Source organism: Pseudomonas yamanorum, assembly GCF_013386765.1.
Taxonomy (GTDB): Bacteria; Pseudomonadota; Gammaproteobacteria; order Pseudomonadales; family Pseudomonadaceae; genus Aquipseudomonas; species Aquipseudomonas yamanorum_A.
Genome location: NZ_JACARE010000018.1, coordinates 226,293 through 243,074, shown reverse-complemented (window position 1 = coordinate 243,074; position 16,782 = coordinate 226,293). Strand labels below are relative to the sequence as shown.

Sequence of the window (16,782 nt, the reverse complement as noted above, 5' to 3'; positions counted from 1 at the left end):
TTTCAGCCGATTTCGATCATTTCGAAATCCATCTTGCCCACACCGCAGTCCGGGCACAGCCAGTCTTCGGGGACGTCCTGCCACAGGGTGCCCGGAGCGATGCCGTCATCCGGCCATCCGTCTTTTTCGTCGTAGATCAGGCCACAGACGACACATTGCCACTTCTTCATTACTTGCTTCCTCAGGGTCCAGGCGCGTTGGCCGACGGTCGATAGATGTAACCTTGCCGCACGGCTCAGGGCGTTTTGTACTGATCAGCCGGCGCAGATGCAAGCATGATCGACGCATGGGCCTGGCGCGCTCCGGCAAAAGTCCAGGGCACCATGGTAAGCTCGCCGCCTCATTAACTGCCAATAATGACCCTCCGTGCCGCATTCAAACGCCCTTCCCGATGCTTGCCGATGGCTGACCCAGAGCCTTCTGAGCCCCCTGCCCGCGCCGCTGACACTCAACTGGCTGTTCGATGAAGGTTCGCTGACCCGGCGCCTCACGCGCCTGTCCAGCGATGGCTTCAGCGTGACGCCGCTGTTCGAAGGCTGGCAGCCACTGCGGGACGACGAATGCGCCACGCTGGACTTGCCCGCCGCCAGCATCGGCTGGGTGCGCGAGGTGTATTTGCGTGGCCATGGCCAGCCGTGGGTGTTTGCCCGCAGCGTGGCGGCCCGCAGCGCCTTGCAGGGTGACGGTTTGCACATGGATGAGTTGGGCAGCCGGTCGCTGGGGGAGTTGCTGTTTTGTGACCACGCCTTCACGCGCCAGGCCATCGAGGTGTGCCGTTACCCACGGGAATGGCTGCCCACGGCGGACCAGGCCGATCACCTGTGGGCGCGCCGCTCGCGCTTTGATCGCGGGCCGCTGAGCGTGCTGGTGGCTGAAATCTTCCTGCCGACCTTGTGGCAAGCCGTGCACGACCACCCGGAGAATTGCTGATGTATCAGCGCCTGCTCAAATCCCTGAATCACCTGAACCCCAGGGCCTGGGACTTCGTCCAGCTGACCCGCATGGACAAGCCCATCGGCATTTATCTGCTGCTGTGGCCTACGCTGTGGGCGCTGTGGATTGCCGGCAAGGGTTCGCCATCGCTGCTCAATATCCTGATCTTTGTGCTCGGCGTGGTACTCACCCGGGCCGGTGGCTGCGTCATTAATGACTGGGCCGACCGCAAGGTCGACGGCCATGTGAAGCGTACCGAGCAGCGCCCGTTGGTGAGCGGCAAGATCAGCTCGAAAGAGGCGCTGGTGTTCTTCGCGGTGCTGATGTTCATCAGTTTCCTGCTGGTGCTGCTGACCAACTCCACGACGATCTGGCTGTCCCTGGGCGGCCTCGCGCTGGCGGCCAGCTACCCGTTCATGAAGCGCTACACCTATTACCCGCAGGTGGTATTGGGCGCGGCGTTTTCCTGGGGCATGCCGATGGCGTTCACCGCCGAGACGGGCAGCCTGCCGGCGGCGGCCTGGCTGCTGTACATCGCCAACCTGTTGTGGACGGTGGGTTACGACACGTACTACGCCATGACCGATCGCGACGATGACCTTAAAATCGGGGTCAAATCCACCGCCATTCTGTTCGGCGATGCCGACCGGGTGATCATCCTGACCTTGCAGGGCCTGGCACTGGTGTGCCTGTGGCTGGCGGGAATGCGCTTTGAGCTGGGCGGCTGGTTCCACCTGGGCTTGCTGGCGGCCGCCGGGTGTTTTGCCTGGGAGTTCTGGTACACCCGGGACAAGGACCGGCTCAAATGCTTCAAGGCGTTTTTGCACAACCACTGGGCCGGGTTGGCGATTTTTGTCGGGATTGTGGCGGACTACGGGTTTCGCTAGAGCTTGGGAATGGCGGCGTTCGAGCCGACGCAATCGCGGGCAAGCCCGGCTCCCACAGTGATCTCTGTTGAACACATATTTTGTGTGCGCTGAAGATCAACTGTGGGAGCGGGCTTGCCCGCGATGGTCTCAAGGTCGACGTAGATCAGGGCTTGGCAACCTTCCAGGCCCCGTCCATTTTGCCTTCGCCGGTCATGTCACCGGCCTTCTTGTCCATGACGAAGGTGTAGAGCGGCTTGCCGCTGTAGGCCCACTGGCTTTTCTGGTCGTCACGGGTGATGACGGTCCACTTGCCCATGGGCTTGTCGGTGGATTCGGCCATCAGTGGCGGCCAGTTGGTGGCGCACTTGTCGTTGCACATGGACTTGCCATCAGCATCCTTGGCAAAGGTGTAGAGGGTCATGCCCTTGTGGTCCACCAGCATCCCGTCCTTGGTCATCGCAGGGTCTGCCGCAAAGGCCAGTGTCGGCAGCGTTAACGCGGCCGTTACCAGCAGGGCTTTCCAGGAAAAAGTACTGTGAGTCATGGGAACCTTCCTTTTGTGGTTGTCAGGATTCGGACCCAAAGCGTAGTCCAGGGAGGCAAGGATTGCCCAAGCGACTAAATTACTGTCACACGACTGCAATAATTCCGTTATCTAATGCGGCGCAAGACAGTTAAATGACAAGAGGATTTAGCATGGTTGGCAGGAGCATTCTGATCGTTGACGACGAAGCGCCCATTCGCGAGATGATCGCCGTTGCGTTGGAAATGGCCGGCTATGACTGCCTGGAGGCGGAGAACTCCCAGCAGGCCCATGCCATTATCGTCGACCGCAAGCCTGACCTGATCCTGCTGGACTGGATGCTGCCCGGCACCTCCGGCATCGAGCTGGCCCGCCGCCTGAAGCGTGACGAGCTGACCGGGGATATCCCGATCATCATGCTCACCGCCAAGGGCGAAGAGGACAACAAGATCCAGGGCCTGGAAGTTGGCGCCGATGACTACATCACCAAGCCCTTTTCCCCACGGGAACTGGTCGCCCGTCTGAAAGCCGTTCTGCGCCGTGCCGGCCCCACCGATGGCGAAGCGCCTATCGAAGTCGACGGCCTGATCCTCGACCCGATCAGCCACCGCGTGACCATCGACGGCAAACCCGCCGAGATGGGCCCTACCGAATACCGCCTGCTGCAATTCTTCATGACCCATCAGGAGCGCGCCTACACACGCGGCCAACTGCTGGACCAGGTCTGGGGCGGCAACGTGTATGTGGAGGAGCGCACCGTCGACGTGCATATCCGCCGCCTGCGCAAAGCCTTGGGCGACGCTTACGAGAATCTGGTACAAACCGTGCGCGGCACCGGCTACCGGTTTTCCACCAAAGGCTGAACCGGATCGAACTGCCCCAGACAGCTGAAAGGACGCGTGTTTAAGTGAACCAAAACTGGTATGGCACCCTGATCCGCCACATGTTGCTGTTGATCACCGGCTGCCTGCTGGTGGGCCTGGTCAGCGGCTATTACGGCTGGAGCCTGGCCGTCGGCCTGGGTCTCTACCTCGGCTGGACCCTCAAGCAACTGCTGCGCCTGCACGAGTGGCTGCGCCAGCACAAACCCGACGAAGCACCGCCCGACGGCTACGGCCTGTGGGGCGAGGTGTTCGACAGCATCTATCACCTGCAACGCCGCGACCAGCGCGTACGCGGGCGTCTGCAGGCAGTGATCGACCGGGTGCAGGAATCCACCGCCGCACTGAAAGACGCGGTGATCATGCTCGACAGCGACGGCAACCTGGAATGGTGGAACCGCGCCGCAGAAACCCTGCTGGGCCTCAAGACGCCCCAGGACAGCGGCCAGCCGGTGACCAACCTGGTGCGTCACCCGCGCTTCAAGGAGTACTTCGAGCAGGACAACTACGAAGAAGCCCTGGAAATCCCGTCACCGACCAACGACCGCGTACGCATCCAGCTGTACCTGACGCGCTATGGCAATAACGAACATTTGATGCTGGTGCGCGATGTCACGCGCATCCATCAGTTGGAACAGATGCGCAAGGATTTCGTCGCCAACGTCTCCCATGAACTGCGCACCCCGCTGACGGTGATCTGCGGCTACCTGGAGACGCTGCTCGACAACGTCGAAGACGTGAACCCGCGCTGGACCCGCGCCCTGCAGCAAATGCAGCAGCAAGGCTCGCGCATGCAGACCCTGCTTAACGACCTGCTGTTGCTGGCCAAGCTCGAAGCCACCGACTACCCCTCCGACAACCATCCGGTGTCGGTGCAAAGCCTGTTGCAGACCATCAAGGGCGACGCCCAGGCCCTGTCCGGGCAACGCGAACAGAACATCACCCTGGAAGCCGACCCGTCGATCCTGCTCAAGGGCAGCGAGGGCGAGTTACGCAGCGCGTTTTCCAACCTGGTCTTCAACGCCGTCAAATACACCCAGGACAAGGGCAATATCCGCATCCGCTGGTGGGCCGATGACCAGGGCGCACACCTCAGCGTGCAGGACTCGGGGATGGGCATCGACGCCAAACACCTGCCGCGCCTCACCGAGCGCTTCTACCGCGTCGACTCCAGCCGCAACTCCAACACCGGCGGCACGGGGCTGGGTCTGGCCATCGTCAAGCATGTGCTGCTGCGCCATCGCGCGCGGCTGGAAATCAGCAGCGTGCTGGGCCATGGCAGTACCTTCACCTGTCATTTCCCGCCGGCCCAGGTGACACGTTCACGGGTCGTTCATCAGGACGAGTGACCCTCCACCCGGCAGCCGCCACTAGGCAAGCGCCCCGTCAGCCGCTACATTGGCTGACTTGCGCCTGCCTTTCAGGCCACCTGCTCACCCTTTTTGATTAGACGGAACCCGCAAAACCCCATCATGGACCCTTCCCCTGGCATCACCCTCGCGACACTCTTCGCCGACTTCGGCATGATTCTTTTTGCACTGATCCTGGTACTGCTCAACGGCTTCTTCGTTGCGGCGGAATTTGCCATGGTCAAACTGCGCTCGACCCGGGTCGAGGCAATCGCCCACAAAAACGGCTGGCGCGGGCAGATCCTGCGCACCGTACACAGCCAGCTCGACGCGTACCTGTCGGCCTGCCAGCTGGGTATCACCCTCGCCTCCCTGGGCCTGGGCTGGGTCGGTGAGCCGGCCTTTGCGCACATCCTCGAACCGTTACTGGGTGCAATCGGCGTGCAATCGCCGGAAGTGATCAAGGGCGTGTCGTTCTTTGCCGCCTTCTTCGTGATCTCGTACCTGCACATCGTGGTCGGTGAACTGGCGCCCAAGTCCTGGGCCATCCGCAAGCCCGAGTTGCTGTCGCTGTGGACCGCCGTGCCGCTGTACCTGTTCTACTGGGCCATGTACCCGGCGATCTACCTGCTCAACGCCAGCGCCAATGCCATCCTGCGCATCGCCGGCCAGGGCGAGCCAGGCCCGCACCACGAGCACCATTACAGCCGTGAAGAACTGAAACTGATCCTGCACTCCAGCCGTGGCCAGGACCCGAGCGACCAGGGCATGCGTGTACTGGCCTCCGCCGTGGAAATGGGTGAGCTGGAAGTGGTGGACTGGGCCAACTCCCGGGAAGACCTGGTGACCCTGGACTTCAACGCCCCGCTCAAGGAAATCCTGGCACTGTTCCGTCGCCACAAGTTCAGCCGCTACCCGGTGTACGACGCGGTGCGCAACGAGTTCGTCGGCCTGCTGCACATCAAGGACCTGCTGTTGGAACTGGCGGCCCTGGACCACATTCCCGAGTCGTTCAACCTGGCCGAGCTGACCCGCCCACTGGAGCGCGTATCGCGCCACATGCCGCTGTCGCAATTGCTCGAGCAGTTCCGCAAAGGCGGCGCGCACTTTGCCCTCGTGGAAGAAGCCGACGGCAAGATCATCGGCTACCTGACCATGGAAGACGTGCTGGAAGTGCTGGTAGGCGACATCCAGGACGAACACCGCAAGGCCGAGCGCGGCATCCTCGCGTATCAGCCGGGCAAGCTGTTGGTACGGGGCGACACGCCGCTGTTCAAGGTCGAGCGCCTGCTGGGCGTCGACCTGGACCACATCGAAGCCGAAACCCTCGCCGGGCTGATCTACGACACCCTGAAACGGGTGCCGGAAGAGGAAGAAGTGCTGGAAGTCGAAGGCCTGCGCATCATTATCAAGAAGATGAAAGGGCCGAAGATCGTATTGGCCAAGGTGCTGCTGCTCGATTAAGCCTCACCGCGTGCCCAATGCAAAATTGGGCAACGCCTGCACCGGCTGGTTGAATTCGTAAGGAATCGACACCAGCCCCGACGCCGTCGTGCGCTGCACCACAAAATGCAGATGCGGCCCGCTGCTGTTGCCGGTATTGCCCGACAGCGCCAGCGGGCTGCCCACCGCCACTCGCTGCCCTTCCCTGACGCTGACCGAACCTTGCTTGAGGTGCAGATACACGCCCTGGGTGCCGTCATCGTGCTGCACCCGCACGAAATTCCCCGACGGGTCGCCGCCGCGCCCGCTCTGGTCGTTCTCGGTTTTCAGTACCACACCGCCACGGGCCGCGATGATGGGCGTGCCTTCAGGCATGGCGATGTCCATCGCATAGCGGCTTTTGAGCTCGGAATGGCTGAACGTGCCATTCGGGCCCTGGGTGAGACGGAACGGGCCGCCGCGCCAGGGCAAGGGATAACGATAGGACGCGGCGGGTTGGGCAGGATAGACCCGCTTGGGTATCACCCGCTCCTGATACACAAACGCCTGCGCCCCGGGCGTGTACCGGTCGCTGAAGACCACGACACCGTTGGCATCGATGGATTTGTAGAGGGTCATGGACATCGCCGACGTGGCGACGGCGAACAGTCCACAGAACAGCAGTGAGCGCACGAGCATGGGGTTGGCCTGCCAGGGACGACTGAATGGCAGGCTAACAAGGGATCATGACAGTGCTGTGTGAACCGTCCACTAACCCTGTGGCGAGGGAGCTTGCTCCCGTTGGGGCGTGAAGCGGCCCTGATTAAAGTCACTGCGGTTCTGCAGAACAGGCTGCGCTGAAGGTTTCAGGGCTGCTGCGTAGCCCATCGGGAGCAAGCTCCCTCGCCACAGGTCATGCGTTGGGCAGGATTGACCGTCAGCTCACGCACCCGGCACAAAATGCTTCTGCGCAGTCCCGCGGGCGATCAGCCGCGAGATGTAATCGAGCTTCTGCGCATCCTGGTCGATAAACCGGAAGGTCAGTTGCAGCCAATCACTGTCCGGCTTGGGCTCGTAGGCCACGACGGCGTGCAGGTAGCCGTTGAGGCGGGCCACTTCAGCGTTGTCGCCCTGCTCCAGGTCGAGCACGGCGCTTTCCAGTACCTGAGGCAGGACTTCACCGCGACGCACCACCAGCAGCGCTTCCTTGATGCTCAGCGCCTTGATCACACATTGCTGGGTGCCGCTGGACAGCCGTAACTGGCCCTGGCCACGCCCGCTGGCAGGCGACGCTGCCGGAGCGGCCTGCACCGGCGGGCTGTTGAGCAGGCCTTTGCTGGGTGCGGCCACTGGAGCCGGCTTGACCGCTTCAGGCTTGCCGCCGGTCAGGGCGCTGAGGGAGTCGTTGCCGAACGCCGAGTTCATCTTGGTCGGTGCGCTGGCGATCAGTGCGTCGAGGCGGCCGATCTTGTTCAGCGCCTGCTTGACCTTGTTCAGCAGCTGTTCGTTGGTGAACGGCTTGCTGACGTAGCCGGAAACGCCGGCCTGGATCGCCTGCACCACGTTTTCCTTGTCGCCACGGCTGGTCACCATCACAAACGGCATGGCTTTGAGATGAGGCTGCTCGCGGCACCAGGTCAACAGTTCCAGGCCGGACATTTCCGGCATTTCCCAGTCGCACAGCACCATGTCGAAGGTTTCGCGCATCAGGATGGCCTGGGCCTTTTTGCCGTTCACCGCATCTTCGATCTTGATCCCCGGGAAGTAGTTGCGCAGGCACTTCTTCACCAGATCGCGAATAAACGAGGCGTCATCCACCACCAATACACTGACTTTGCTCATCGACCCTTCATCCTATAAAAACCTCGGCAAGCATAACGCTTCCCTGATGGCAATTTGCCAAATATTCAGACACCGCAAACAAAAACGCCCGACCAAAGGCCGGGCGTTTATTTCTCGGGCAATCTTACTTATCGTCAGGAACGCCAGGAACATTAGGGATTTGATCGGCGGTGCCTTCAACTTCAGCTTTCATGCGCTTGAGGCCCATGTGTCGTACGTCGGTACCACGCACCAGATAGATCACCAGTTCCGAGATATTGCGCGCGTGGTCACCGATGCGCTCCAGGGAACGCAGCACCCAGATGATGTTCAACACCCGCGAGATAGAGCGCGGGTCTTCCATCATGTAGGTGGCCAGTTCACGCAAGGCGGTCTTGTATTCGCGGTCGATGACTTTGTCGTATTGGGCCACCGACAACGCCAGCTCGGCGTCGAAACGGGCAAACGCATCCAGCGCATCGCGGACCATGTTGCGCACCTGGTCGCCGATGTGGCGCACTTCGACGTAGCCCCGCGGCGCTTCGCCCTCTTCGCACAACAGGATGGCGCGACGGGCAATCTTGGTGGCTTCGTCGCCGATACGCTCCAGGTCGATCACCGACTTGGAGATGCTGATGATCAAACGCAGGTCGGACGCCGCCGGCTGACGACGGGCCAGGATGCGCAGGCATTCTTCGTCGATGTTGCGTTCCATCTGGTTGATCTGGTCGTCGATCTCGCGCACTTGCTGGGCCAGGCCCGAGTCGGCCTCGATCAGCGCGGTGACGGCATCGTTGACTTGCTTCTCCACCAGCCCGCCCATGGCGAGGAGGTGGCTGCGCACTTCCTCAAGCTCGGCGTTGAACTGCGCGGAGATGTGATGGGTAAGGCCTTCTTTACTAATCATGTTGGCGTCCTTGGAACGTCCGGTAAGGTGCGGTCGACCGCAGCATCAGTTCAGTGTGCAACCTGCCAGCTGCTAGCCGTAACGACCGGTGATGTAGTCTTCGGTCTGCTTCTTCGCCGGGTTGGTGAACAGGGTGTCGGTGTCGCCAAACTCCACCAGTTTGCCCATGTACATGAACGCGGTGTAGTCGGAAACACGCGCCGCCTGTTGCATGTTGTGGGTCACGATCACGATGGTGAACTTGGATTTCAGTTCGTAGATCAGCTCTTCGACTTTCAGCGTGGAGATCGGGTCGAGTGCCGAGCACGGTTCGTCGAGCAGCAGCACTTCCGGCTCCACGGCGATGGTGCGGGCGATCACCAGACGTTGCTGCTGGCCGCCGGACAGGCCCAGGGCCGATTCGTGCAGGCGGTCCTTGACCTCATCCCACAGTGCCGCGCCTTTCAGTGCCCACTCAACGGCTTCGTCGAGGATGCGCTTCTTGTTGATGCCCTGGATGCGCAGGCCGTACACCACGTTTTCGTAGATGGTCTTGGGAAACGGGTTGGGCTTCTGGAACACCATGCCCACCCGGCGACGCAACTCGGCCACGTCTTCGCCCTTGCGGTAGATGTTGGTGCCGTAGAGGTTGATCGCGCCCTCGACGCGGCAGCCATCCACCAGATCGTTCATCCGGTTGAAGGTGCGCAGCAAGGTCGACTTGCCGCAGCCGGACGGGCCGATGAAGGCGGTCACGCGCTGCTTCGGAATATTCATGCTGACGTCGAACAGCGCCTGCTTGTCGCCGTAGTACAGGCTCAGGCCCGGCACTTCGATGGCCACGGTTTCCTGGGCCAGGCTCAGGCTCTGCTTGTCGCGACCCAGGGCTGACATGTTGATGCCGTGGGAATGGGTTTCTTGTTGCATGGGATGCTCCCTGTGCTACCAATTCGTTTCGTTGAACCGCCGGGGCGGCTTACTCAAAATCTGTGTCTAGCGCCAACCCTGTGGGAGCTGGCTTGCCTGCGATAGCATCACCGCGGTGTACCTGTTCAACCGAGTCGCCTGCATCGCAGGCAAGCCAGCTCCCACAGGTGCCCGCTTAACTGTCCAGCGCCTTGTACTTCTCGCGCAGGTGGTTACGAATCCACACCGCCGACAGGTTGAGCGTGGCAATCACCAGCACCAGCAGCAACGCAGTGGCGTACACCAGCGGCCGAGCGGCCTCGACGTTGGGGCTCTGGAAGCCGACGTCATAAATATGGAAGCCCAGGTGCATGATCTTCTGGTCCAGGTGCAGGTAAGGGTAGTTGCCGTCCACCGGCAGCGACGGCGCCAGTTTCACCACACCCACCAGCATCAGCGGCGCCACTTCACCGGCGGCGCGGGCCACGGCGAGGATCATGCCGGTCATCATCGCCGGGCTGGCCATCGGCAGCACGATCTTCCACAGCGTTTCCGCCTTGGTCGCGCCCAGTGCCAGGGAGCCTTCACGTATGGTGCGGGGAATCCGCGCCAGGCCTTCTTCGGTGGCCACGATCACCACCGGCACCGCCAGCAGCGCCAGGGTCAGGGATGCCCACAGCAGGCCCGGCGTACCGAAGGTCGGCGCCGGCAACGCTTCGGCGAAGAACAGCCGGTCGACCGAGCCGCCCAGTACGTAGACGAAGAAGCCGAGGCCGAATACGCCGTAAACGATGGCAGGTACACCGGCCAGGTTGTTCACCGCGATGCGGATGATGCGGGTCAGGGTGTTCTGCTTGGCGTACTCACGCAGGTACACCGCCGCCAGCACGCCGAACGGCGTCACGATCATCGCCATGATCAGGGTCATCATCACGGTGCCGAAGATCGCCGGGAAAATCCCGCCTTCGGTGTTGGCTTCCCGTGGGTCGTCGCTGAGGAATTCCCAGACCTTGCTGAAGTAGAAACCGACCTTGGTCAGGTAACCCATGGCGTTCGGCTGGTAAGCGTGCACCACCTTGCCGATGCCGATTTCGATTTCCTTGCCGTTGCCATCGCGGGCGGTGAGGCTGTCGCGGTTGAACTGGGTGTGCAGGTCGGCCAGGCGGGCTTCGATGTCTTTGTAGCGGTTGTTCAGTTCAGCGCGGCCGCTGTCCATGTCGGCTTGGGCGGTGGCGTCCAGCTTGCCTTCCAGCTCCAGTTTGCGACCGTGCAGGCGGATGCGTTCGAGGCCGGCGTTGATCGCGCCGATGTCAGACTTCTCAAGGGTCTTGAGCTGGGCGGCGAGCTTGTTGACGCGGTCGACACGGGCTTGCAGCTCCGGCCAGGCGGCCTCGCCTTCAGCGATCACCTTGCCGTCCTGCTTGACGTTGACCAGGGTGCCGTAGAAGTTGCCCCACTCACGACGCTCGATGGTCATCAGTTCGGCGGGCTTGGTCTGATTGGTCAGCCACTCGCCGACGATCCAGGTGAAGTCGTTGCCGTTCAAGTCACGGTTGCCGACCTTGATCAGCTCGCGGGTCATGAACTCCGGGCCTTGGTCGGGCACCGGCAAGCCTGCGCTTTTCAGGCGCTCGCGGGGCACTTCTTCTTTCTGCACCACTTCGCCGATGACGATATGGTTTTCCTGGCCCGGCACGTTGTAGTTGGCCTGGATCAGGTCGGCCGGCCAGAAGTGGCCCAGGCCACGCACGGCAATCACGGCCAGCAAACCAATGGTCATGATGACCGCGATGGACACCGCGCCACCGCTGATCCAGACGCCCGGGGCGCCGCTCTTGAACCATCCATTCAGGGAGTTCTGTTTCACAGACTTCTACCTTTCTTAAAGCGACGAGTATTTCTTGCGCAGACGCTGACGAATCAGCTCGGCGAGGGTGTTCATGACGAAGGTAAACAGCAGCAGCACCAGCGCCGAGAGGAACAGCACGCGGTAGTGGCTGCCGCCGACTTCCGACTCGGGCATTTCCACCGCGACGTTGGCCGCCAGGGTGCGCAGGCCCTCGAACAGGTTCATCTCCATCACCGGGGTGTTGCCGGTGGCCATCAGCACGATCATGGTTTCACCCACCGCACGGCCCATGCCGATCATCAACGCCGAGAAAATGCCCGGGCTGGCGGTCAGGATGACGACGCGGGTCATGGTCTGCCATGGCGTGGCGCCCAAGGCCAGGGAGCCCAGGGTCAGGCCGCGCGGCACGCTGAACACGGCATCTTCAGCGATGGAGTAAATGTTAGGGATCACCGCAAAACCCATGGCCAGGCCGACTACCAGGGCGTTGCGCTGGTCGTAGGTGATGCCCAGGTCATGGGAGATCCACATGCGCATGTCGCCGCCGAAGAACCAGGTTTCCAGGTACGGGCTCATGTACAGCGAGAGCCAGCCCACAAACAGGATCACCGGAATCAGGATCGCGCTTTCCCAGCCATCCGGGACCCGCAGGCGGATCGACTCAGGCAGGCGGCTGAAGATGAAACCGGCCACCAGGATGCCAATCGGCAACAGCATCAGCAGGCTGAAAATCCCCGGCAGATGCCCTTCGACATACGGCGCCAGGAACAGGCCGGCGAAGAAACCGAGGATCACCGTCGGCATCGCTTCCATCAATTCGATCACCGGCTTGACCTTGCGGCGCAGGCTCGGGGCCATGAAGTAGGCAGTGTAGATCGCAGCGGCAACCGCCAGTGGCGCCGCCAGCAGCATGGCGTAGAACGCGGCCTTCAGGGTACCGAAGGTCAGCGGCGCCAGGCTCATCTTGGGTTCGAAGTCGGTGTTGGCGGCGGTCGATTGCCAGACGTATTTAGGCTCGTCGTAGTTTTCGTACCAGACCTTGCTCCACAACGCGCTCCAGGAAACTTCCGGGTGCGGGTTGTCCAGCAACAGCGGTTGCAGCTTGCCGCCGGCTTCGACGATCACCCGGTTGGCCCGTGGCGACATGCCGAAGACACCGGTGCCGTCGACCACCTTGTCCACCAGCAGGGTGCGGTGGGCAGTGCTATGGAACACGCCGAACTTGCCGGAAGCATCGAGGGCGGTGAAGCCTTTGCGACGCTCTTCGGCGGTGATTTCAACGATAGGCGCGGTGCCCATCTGGAAGGTGCGGATCTGCTTCAGGCGCTGCTCGCCGTCCGGATCGCGGGCCATGAACCACTGCGCCAGTCCACCGCTGGAGTTACCGATGATCAGCGAAATGCCGCCCACCAGTTGGGTGCTGGCCGTGACTTGCGCCACGCCATCTTCCAATAATTTGTATCGACCGTTGAGGCTCTTGTCCCGCAGGCTGAAAACGTCGGCTTGGGCACGGCCGTTGATCACGTAAAGCCACTGCTGGCGCGGATCGACGAAGATGGCTTTCACCGGCTCGGTCATCTGCGGCAGTTCGATGCGCTTCTGCTCGGTGGTGACTTCCTCGGTCATCATGTTTTCTTCACGGCTGATGGACAGCACGTTCAGATGGGCGCCGCTGGAACCGGCCACCACCAGCGACGAGTCGGTAGCGTTCAAGGCTACGTGCTCAAGCGGGAGGCCTTGTTCGTCGAGGACGATCGGCGTTTCGCCGTAAGGGTATTCGATGGCTGGCGAGATGGTTTTCTTGCCGTCCGGGTACGACACTTTATAGGTGTGGCGGAACACCAGCGACTGGCCGTTGGACAGGCCAAGGATCACCAGCGGGCTGCCGGGCTGGTCTTCACCAATGGAGGCGACTGTGGCACCGGCCGGCAACGGCAGGTCTACACGCTTGAGCTCGGCACCCGTATCAACGTTGAAGAACAGTGCCTGACCCTTGTCGGATACCCGCATGGCGACCTGGTTCTGTTCTTCCATGGAGATCATCAGCGGCTTGCCGGCGTCCTGCAGCCAGGCCGGCGTCAACGCATCTTCCTTGGTCAGGTTGGCACCGTGGAACAGCGGCGCGACCACGTAGGCCAGAAAGAAGAAGATCAAGGTGATCGCGCCCAGCACGGCGAGGCCGCCAATCAGCACATACCAGCGGGTCAGGCGATCCTTGAGCGCGCGAATACGGCGCTTGCGTTGCAGCTCAGGCGTATTGAAATCAATGCGCTTGGGGGGAGAAGTCGTCGTCATGGTGGAATTGGCCAGATCATTCATGCGCACACCCTAGCGGTCCTGTATGACAGAAAGATGACAGTGTAGTGACGCAAGAAATCCGCCGCGTAGCATGGCTGGCAGCGGATTAAAAAATTGATGGTGTAGGCCGGGCTTGTGTGGGAGCGGGCTTGCCCGCGATGGCATCAACACGATTTCAACCTTGAACCGCGTCGCCAGCATCGCGGGCAAGCCCGCTCCCACTTAAAAGCCTGCCCCTACACAGGGTATTACAGGCTTAGTTGCCTTCTTTCAGACCCAGGTCAGCCAGTGCCTTGGCGGCAACTTTGGCTGGCAGCGGGATGTAGCCGTCTTTCACTACCACTTCCTGGCCCTGTTTGGACAGAACCAGCTTCACGAACTCGGCTTCCAGCGGGGCCAGAGGCTTGTTCGGGGCTTTGTTGACGTAAACGTACAGGAAGCGCGACAGCGGGTATTTGCCGTTCAGGGCGTTTTCTTCGCTGTCTTCGATGAACTCAGTGCTGCCTTTCTTGGCCAGGGCCACGGTTTTCACGCTGGCGGTCTTGTAACCGATGCCCGAGTAACCGATGCCGTTCAGCGAGGAGCTGATGGACTGTACAACCGACGCCGAACCAGGTTGTTCGTTCACGTTAGGTTTGTAGTCGCCTTTGCACAGGGCTTCTTCCTTGAAGTAGCCGTAGGTGCCTGATACCGAGTTACGACCGAACAGTTGCACTGGCTTGTTGGCCAGGTCGCCGGTCACGCCCAGGTCGCCCCAGGTCTTGACGTCAGCTTTGGCGCCGCACAGACGCGTCGAGGAGAAGATCGCGTCGACCTGTTCCATGGTCAGGTGCTGGATCGGGTTGTCCTTGTGCACGAACACGGCCAGGGCATCCACGGCAACCGGGATAGCGGTTGGCTTGTAGCCGTACTTCTGCTCGAAGGCAGCCAGTTCGGTGTCCTTCATCTTGCGGCTCATCGGGCCCAGGTTGGAGGTGCCTTCAGTCAGCGCAGGTGGTGCAGTGGCGGAGCCGGCGGCCTGAATCTGGATGTTGACGTTCGGGTATTCCTTCTTGTAACCCTCAGCCCACAAGGTCATCAGGTTTGCCAGGGTATCGGAACCAACGCTGGACAGGTTGCCCGACACACCAGTGGTCTTCACGTAAGCCGGAATGGCCGGGTCAACACCAGCGGCTACCGCGTTAGCGGTCGCAACGCCAGCAGCGACAAAAGTCATTGCCGCCATCAAACGTTTCAGTTTCATGCCTTGCTCCTAGCAGATAGGGATAATTGGATCGGGGCCAAGTATCGGTAGGCCGTGTGAACACTCTATGTCTGGAATATGACAATTAGATGAAAGGCCATCATTTATGAAAAACCTGTCAGGAAGGGGAAAATCAATAAATCCGGGGGCTTGCGAGGAGGTTGAAGCGACTGCAGCAGTTCGTTGGAAACACACTGTAAGCGTTGCCGAGCAAAATCTGTGGTGAGGGAGCTTGCCCCCTCACCACAAGGTTATCGGTAAGTCAGCGCCCGCGTTTCCAGAGGTAAGCACCCACCAGCATCCCCATCACACACAGGGCAGCGACGTAGTAGGCCGGGCCCATCGGGCTTTCCTTCATCAGCAGCGACACCGCCAATGGCGTCAGGCCACCGAATACGGCGTAGGCGACGTTGTAGGAGAACGACAAGCCACTGAAACGCACCACCGGCGGGAACGCTTTCACCATGACGTAGGGGACCACACCGATGGTGCCTACAAACAGACCGGTCAAGGCGTACAACGGGAACAGCCAGTCCGGGTGAGCCATCAGGCTGTGATAGAGCGTCCAGGAAGTGGCCAGCAACAAGGCGCAACCGATGATCAGCACGCGGCCGGCACCAAAACGGTCGGCCAGGGCACCGGAGGCAATGCACCCCAGGCTCAGGGTAACGATGGCCAGGCTATTGGCCTGCAGCGCCACCGTGGGGCTGAAGTGGTAGATCGTTTGCAGCACGGTCGGCGTCATCAGGATAACGACGACCACACCCGCCGACAGCAGCCACGTCAGCAGCATCGACAGCACGATGGCACCACGGTGGTCACGCAGCACCGCGCGCAATGGCAGCTCAGCCGCCAGGGTCTTGCGCTGCTGCATCTCGGCGAAGATCGGGGTTTCATGCAGCCAGCGACGCAGGTACACCGACAGCAGGCCAAACACTCCGCCCAACAGGAAAGGAATCCGCCACGCGTAATCCGACACCTGCTCCGGGCTGTAGAGGGTATTGATGGCGGTTGCCACCAGCGAACCCAAAAGGATGCCCGCCGTCAGGCCGCTGGTCAGGGTGCCGCAGGCATAACCGATATGACGCGGCGGCACGTGCTCGGACACGAATACCCAGGCGCCCGGGACTTCACCCCCAATCGCCGCGCCCTGGATCACCCGCATCAGCAACAACAGGATCGGCGCCCACAGGCCGATCTGCGCGTAGGTCGGCAGCAGGCCCATGATCAGGGTCGGCACGGCCATCATGAAGATGCTCAGGGTGAACATCTTCTTGCGGCCCAGCAGGTCACCGAAGTGCGCCATGATGATCCCGCCCAGCGGCCGCGCCAGGTAGCCGGCGGCGAAGATGCCGAAGGTCTGCATCATGCGCAGCCATTCAGGCATGTCGGCAGGGAAGAACAGCTTCCCGACTACCGTGGCGAAAAACACGAAAATGATGAAGTCGTAGAACTCCAGCGCCCCGCCCAAGGCAGACAGCGACAGGGTTTTGTAGTCGTTGCGGGTTAGCGGGCGCGACGGTTGCGCACTGCTTGCGGGCACGGAGGACATGGCAAGGCTTCTCTTATAGTAGTCAGGACGGCAAGCCCGGGACTTGCGGCAGGCTTGGCAAGATAGCAAATCGCTTGAAAAAGCACAGCGTTGAGCACTTAACAGTTCAGATCCGCGAAATATTCCCGTCGCAGAGGGGCAATTAACATGAGCAAGAGCACAGTTGCCGGAAAAAGCCGCAATACAGCGTCGATTTACCGACCAAATGAGGCGCGGGAGGTCGTCGTGGCGCTGACGGCTCGATATACTC

The 16,782-nt window shown here is 61.3% G+C and carries 15 protein-coding genes; 5 read left to right on the top strand and 10 right to left on the bottom strand.

What is annotated here, in order from left to right; translation table 11 throughout:
• Positions 1-2: 2 nt before the first annotated feature.
• Positions 3-170, bottom strand: coding sequence for a rubredoxin (locus HX875_RS14430; RefSeq protein ID WP_003213373.1), 168 nt, complete (start codon positions 168-170; stop codon positions 3-5).
• Between the two features lie 196 nt (positions 171-366).
• On the opposite strand from HX875_RS14430, the gene HX875_RS14425 reads away from it, so the two are divergent.
• Together HX875_RS14425 and ubiA are read left to right on the top strand one after the other, a co-directional pair.
• On the top strand, positions 367-930 hold the full coding sequence (locus HX875_RS14425) for a chorismate--pyruvate lyase family protein (protein ID WP_177043684.1): 564 nt from the start codon (positions 367-369) through the stop codon (positions 928-930).
• The gene (gene ubiA, locus HX875_RS14420) at positions 930-1,820 is read left to right on the top strand and encodes a 4-hydroxybenzoate octaprenyltransferase (protein ID WP_177043683.1); all 891 of its coding nucleotides are present in this window, start codon (positions 930-932) and stop codon (positions 1,818-1,820) included. The genes HX875_RS14425 and ubiA overlap by 1 nt, the downstream gene beginning before the upstream one ends.
• A gap of 145 nt (positions 1,821-1,965) precedes the next feature.
• Here ubiA and HX875_RS14415 read toward each other — a convergent pair whose 3' ends face one another.
• Positions 1,966-2,346 (bottom strand): COG4315 family predicted lipoprotein, encoded by a 381-nt coding sequence (locus HX875_RS14415; RefSeq protein ID WP_177043682.1) that lies wholly within the window; start codon positions 2,344-2,346, stop codon positions 1,966-1,968.
• Positions 2,347-2,498: 152 nt separating this feature from the next.
• On the opposite strand from HX875_RS14415, the gene phoB reads away from it, so the two are divergent.
• The 3 genes from phoB (at position 2,499) to HX875_RS14400 (ending at position 6,019) form a co-directional block, all read left to right on the top strand.
• The gene (phoB, locus tag HX875_RS14410; protein ID WP_003195617.1) at positions 2,499-3,188 is read left to right on the top strand and encodes a phosphate regulon transcriptional regulator PhoB; all 690 of its coding nucleotides are present in this window, start codon (positions 2,499-2,501) and stop codon (positions 3,186-3,188) included.
• Positions 3,189-3,268: 80 nt separating this feature from the next.
• A complete protein-coding gene (phoR, locus tag HX875_RS14405) occupies positions 3,269-4,555 on the top strand; it encodes a phosphate regulon sensor histidine kinase PhoR (protein WP_218171071.1) in 1,287 nt (428 codons plus the stop codon).
• A 123-nt stretch (positions 4,556-4,678) separates the two neighbouring features.
• Positions 4,679-6,019 carry a hemolysin family protein gene (locus HX875_RS14400; RefSeq protein ID WP_076013189.1) on the top strand — a complete coding sequence of 447 codons (1,341 nt, stop codon included), beginning with the start codon at positions 4,679-4,681 and terminating at the stop codon, positions 6,017-6,019.
• A gap of 3 nt (positions 6,020-6,022) precedes the next feature.
• Here the strand turns inward: HX875_RS14400 and HX875_RS14395 are convergent, their stop codons facing one another.
• From HX875_RS14395 to HX875_RS14360, 8 genes are all read right to left on the bottom strand, one after another.
• Entirely contained in the window at positions 6,023-6,676 is a 654-nt protein-coding gene (locus HX875_RS14395) for a peptidoglycan DD-metalloendopeptidase family protein (protein ID WP_177043680.1), read from the bottom strand.
• A gap of 243 nt (positions 6,677-6,919) precedes the next feature.
• Positions 6,920-7,819 (bottom strand): response regulator, encoded by a 900-nt coding sequence (locus HX875_RS14390; RefSeq protein ID WP_177043679.1) that lies wholly within the window; start codon positions 7,817-7,819, stop codon positions 6,920-6,922.
• Between the two features lie 124 nt (positions 7,820-7,943).
• Positions 7,944-8,705: a phosphate signaling complex protein PhoU gene (phoU, locus tag HX875_RS14385; protein WP_177043678.1), complete on the bottom strand. Its 762-nt coding sequence runs from the start codon at positions 8,703-8,705 to the stop codon at positions 7,944-7,946.
• Positions 8,706-8,777: 72 nt separating this feature from the next.
• Complete coding sequence (pstB, locus tag HX875_RS14380; protein ID WP_177043677.1) at positions 8,778-9,611, bottom strand: phosphate ABC transporter ATP-binding protein PstB; 834 nt, start codon at positions 9,609-9,611, stop codon at positions 8,778-8,780.
• A gap of 175 nt (positions 9,612-9,786) precedes the next feature.
• Complete coding sequence (gene pstA, locus HX875_RS14375; protein ID WP_177043676.1) at positions 9,787-11,457, bottom strand: phosphate ABC transporter permease PstA; 1,671 nt, start codon at positions 11,455-11,457, stop codon at positions 9,787-9,789.
• Positions 11,458-11,472: 15 nt separating this feature from the next.
• Positions 11,473-13,506 (bottom strand): ABC transporter permease subunit, encoded by a 2,034-nt coding sequence (locus HX875_RS14370; RefSeq protein ID WP_177043880.1) that lies wholly within the window; start codon positions 13,504-13,506, stop codon positions 11,473-11,475.
• A 487-nt stretch (positions 13,507-13,993) separates the two neighbouring features.
• Positions 13,994-14,980, bottom strand: a complete 987-nt coding sequence (locus HX875_RS14365) for a phosphate ABC transporter substrate-binding protein PstS (protein ID WP_065883793.1) — start codon at positions 14,978-14,980, stop codon at positions 13,994-13,996.
• A 262-nt stretch (positions 14,981-15,242) separates the two neighbouring features.
• The gene (locus HX875_RS14360) at positions 15,243-16,532 is read right to left on the bottom strand and encodes an MFS transporter (protein ID WP_177043675.1); all 1,290 of its coding nucleotides are present in this window, start codon (positions 16,530-16,532) and stop codon (positions 15,243-15,245) included.
• Between the last annotated feature and the right edge of the window lie 250 nt (positions 16,533-16,782).

What these genes read in the sequence shown, in the direction of transcription:
- HX875_RS14430 (WP_003213373.1), bottom strand. Translation starts at nt 170, where the DNA reads ATGAAGAAGTGGCAATGTGTCGTCTGTGGCCTGATCTACGACGAAAAA.
- ubiA (WP_177043683.1), top strand. Translation starts at nt 930, where the DNA reads ATGTATCAGCGCCTGCTCAAATCCCTGAATCACCTGAACCCCAGGGCC.
- HX875_RS14415 (WP_177043682.1), bottom strand. Translation starts at nt 2,346, where the DNA reads ATGACTCACAGTACTTTTTCCTGGAAAGCCCTGCTGGTAACGGCCGCG.
- phoB (WP_003195617.1), top strand. Translation starts at nt 2,499, where the DNA reads ATGGTTGGCAGGAGCATTCTGATCGTTGACGACGAAGCGCCCATTCGC.
- phoR (WP_218171071.1), top strand. Translation starts at nt 3,269, where the DNA reads ATGTTGCTGTTGATCACCGGCTGCCTGCTGGTGGGCCTGGTCAGCGGC.
- HX875_RS14400 (WP_076013189.1), top strand. Translation starts at nt 4,679, where the DNA reads ATGGACCCTTCCCCTGGCATCACCCTCGCGACACTCTTCGCCGACTTC.
- HX875_RS14395 (WP_177043680.1), bottom strand. Translation starts at nt 6,676, where the DNA reads ATGCTCGTGCGCTCACTGCTGTTCTGTGGACTGTTCGCCGTCGCCACG.
- HX875_RS14390 (WP_177043679.1), bottom strand. Translation starts at nt 7,819, where the DNA reads ATGAGCAAAGTCAGTGTATTGGTGGTGGATGACGCCTCGTTTATTCGC.
- phoU (WP_177043678.1), bottom strand. Translation starts at nt 8,705, where the DNA reads ATGATTAGTAAAGAAGGCCTTACCCATCACATCTCCGCGCAGTTCAAC.
- pstB (WP_177043677.1), bottom strand. Translation starts at nt 9,611, where the DNA reads ATGCAACAAGAAACCCATTCCCACGGCATCAACATGTCAGCCCTGGGT.
- HX875_RS14365 (WP_065883793.1), bottom strand. Translation starts at nt 14,980, where the DNA reads ATGAAACTGAAACGTTTGATGGCGGCAATGACTTTTGTCGCTGCTGGC.
- HX875_RS14360 (WP_177043675.1), bottom strand. Translation starts at nt 16,532, where the DNA reads ATGTCCTCCGTGCCCGCAAGCAGTGCGCAACCGTCGCGCCCGCTAACC.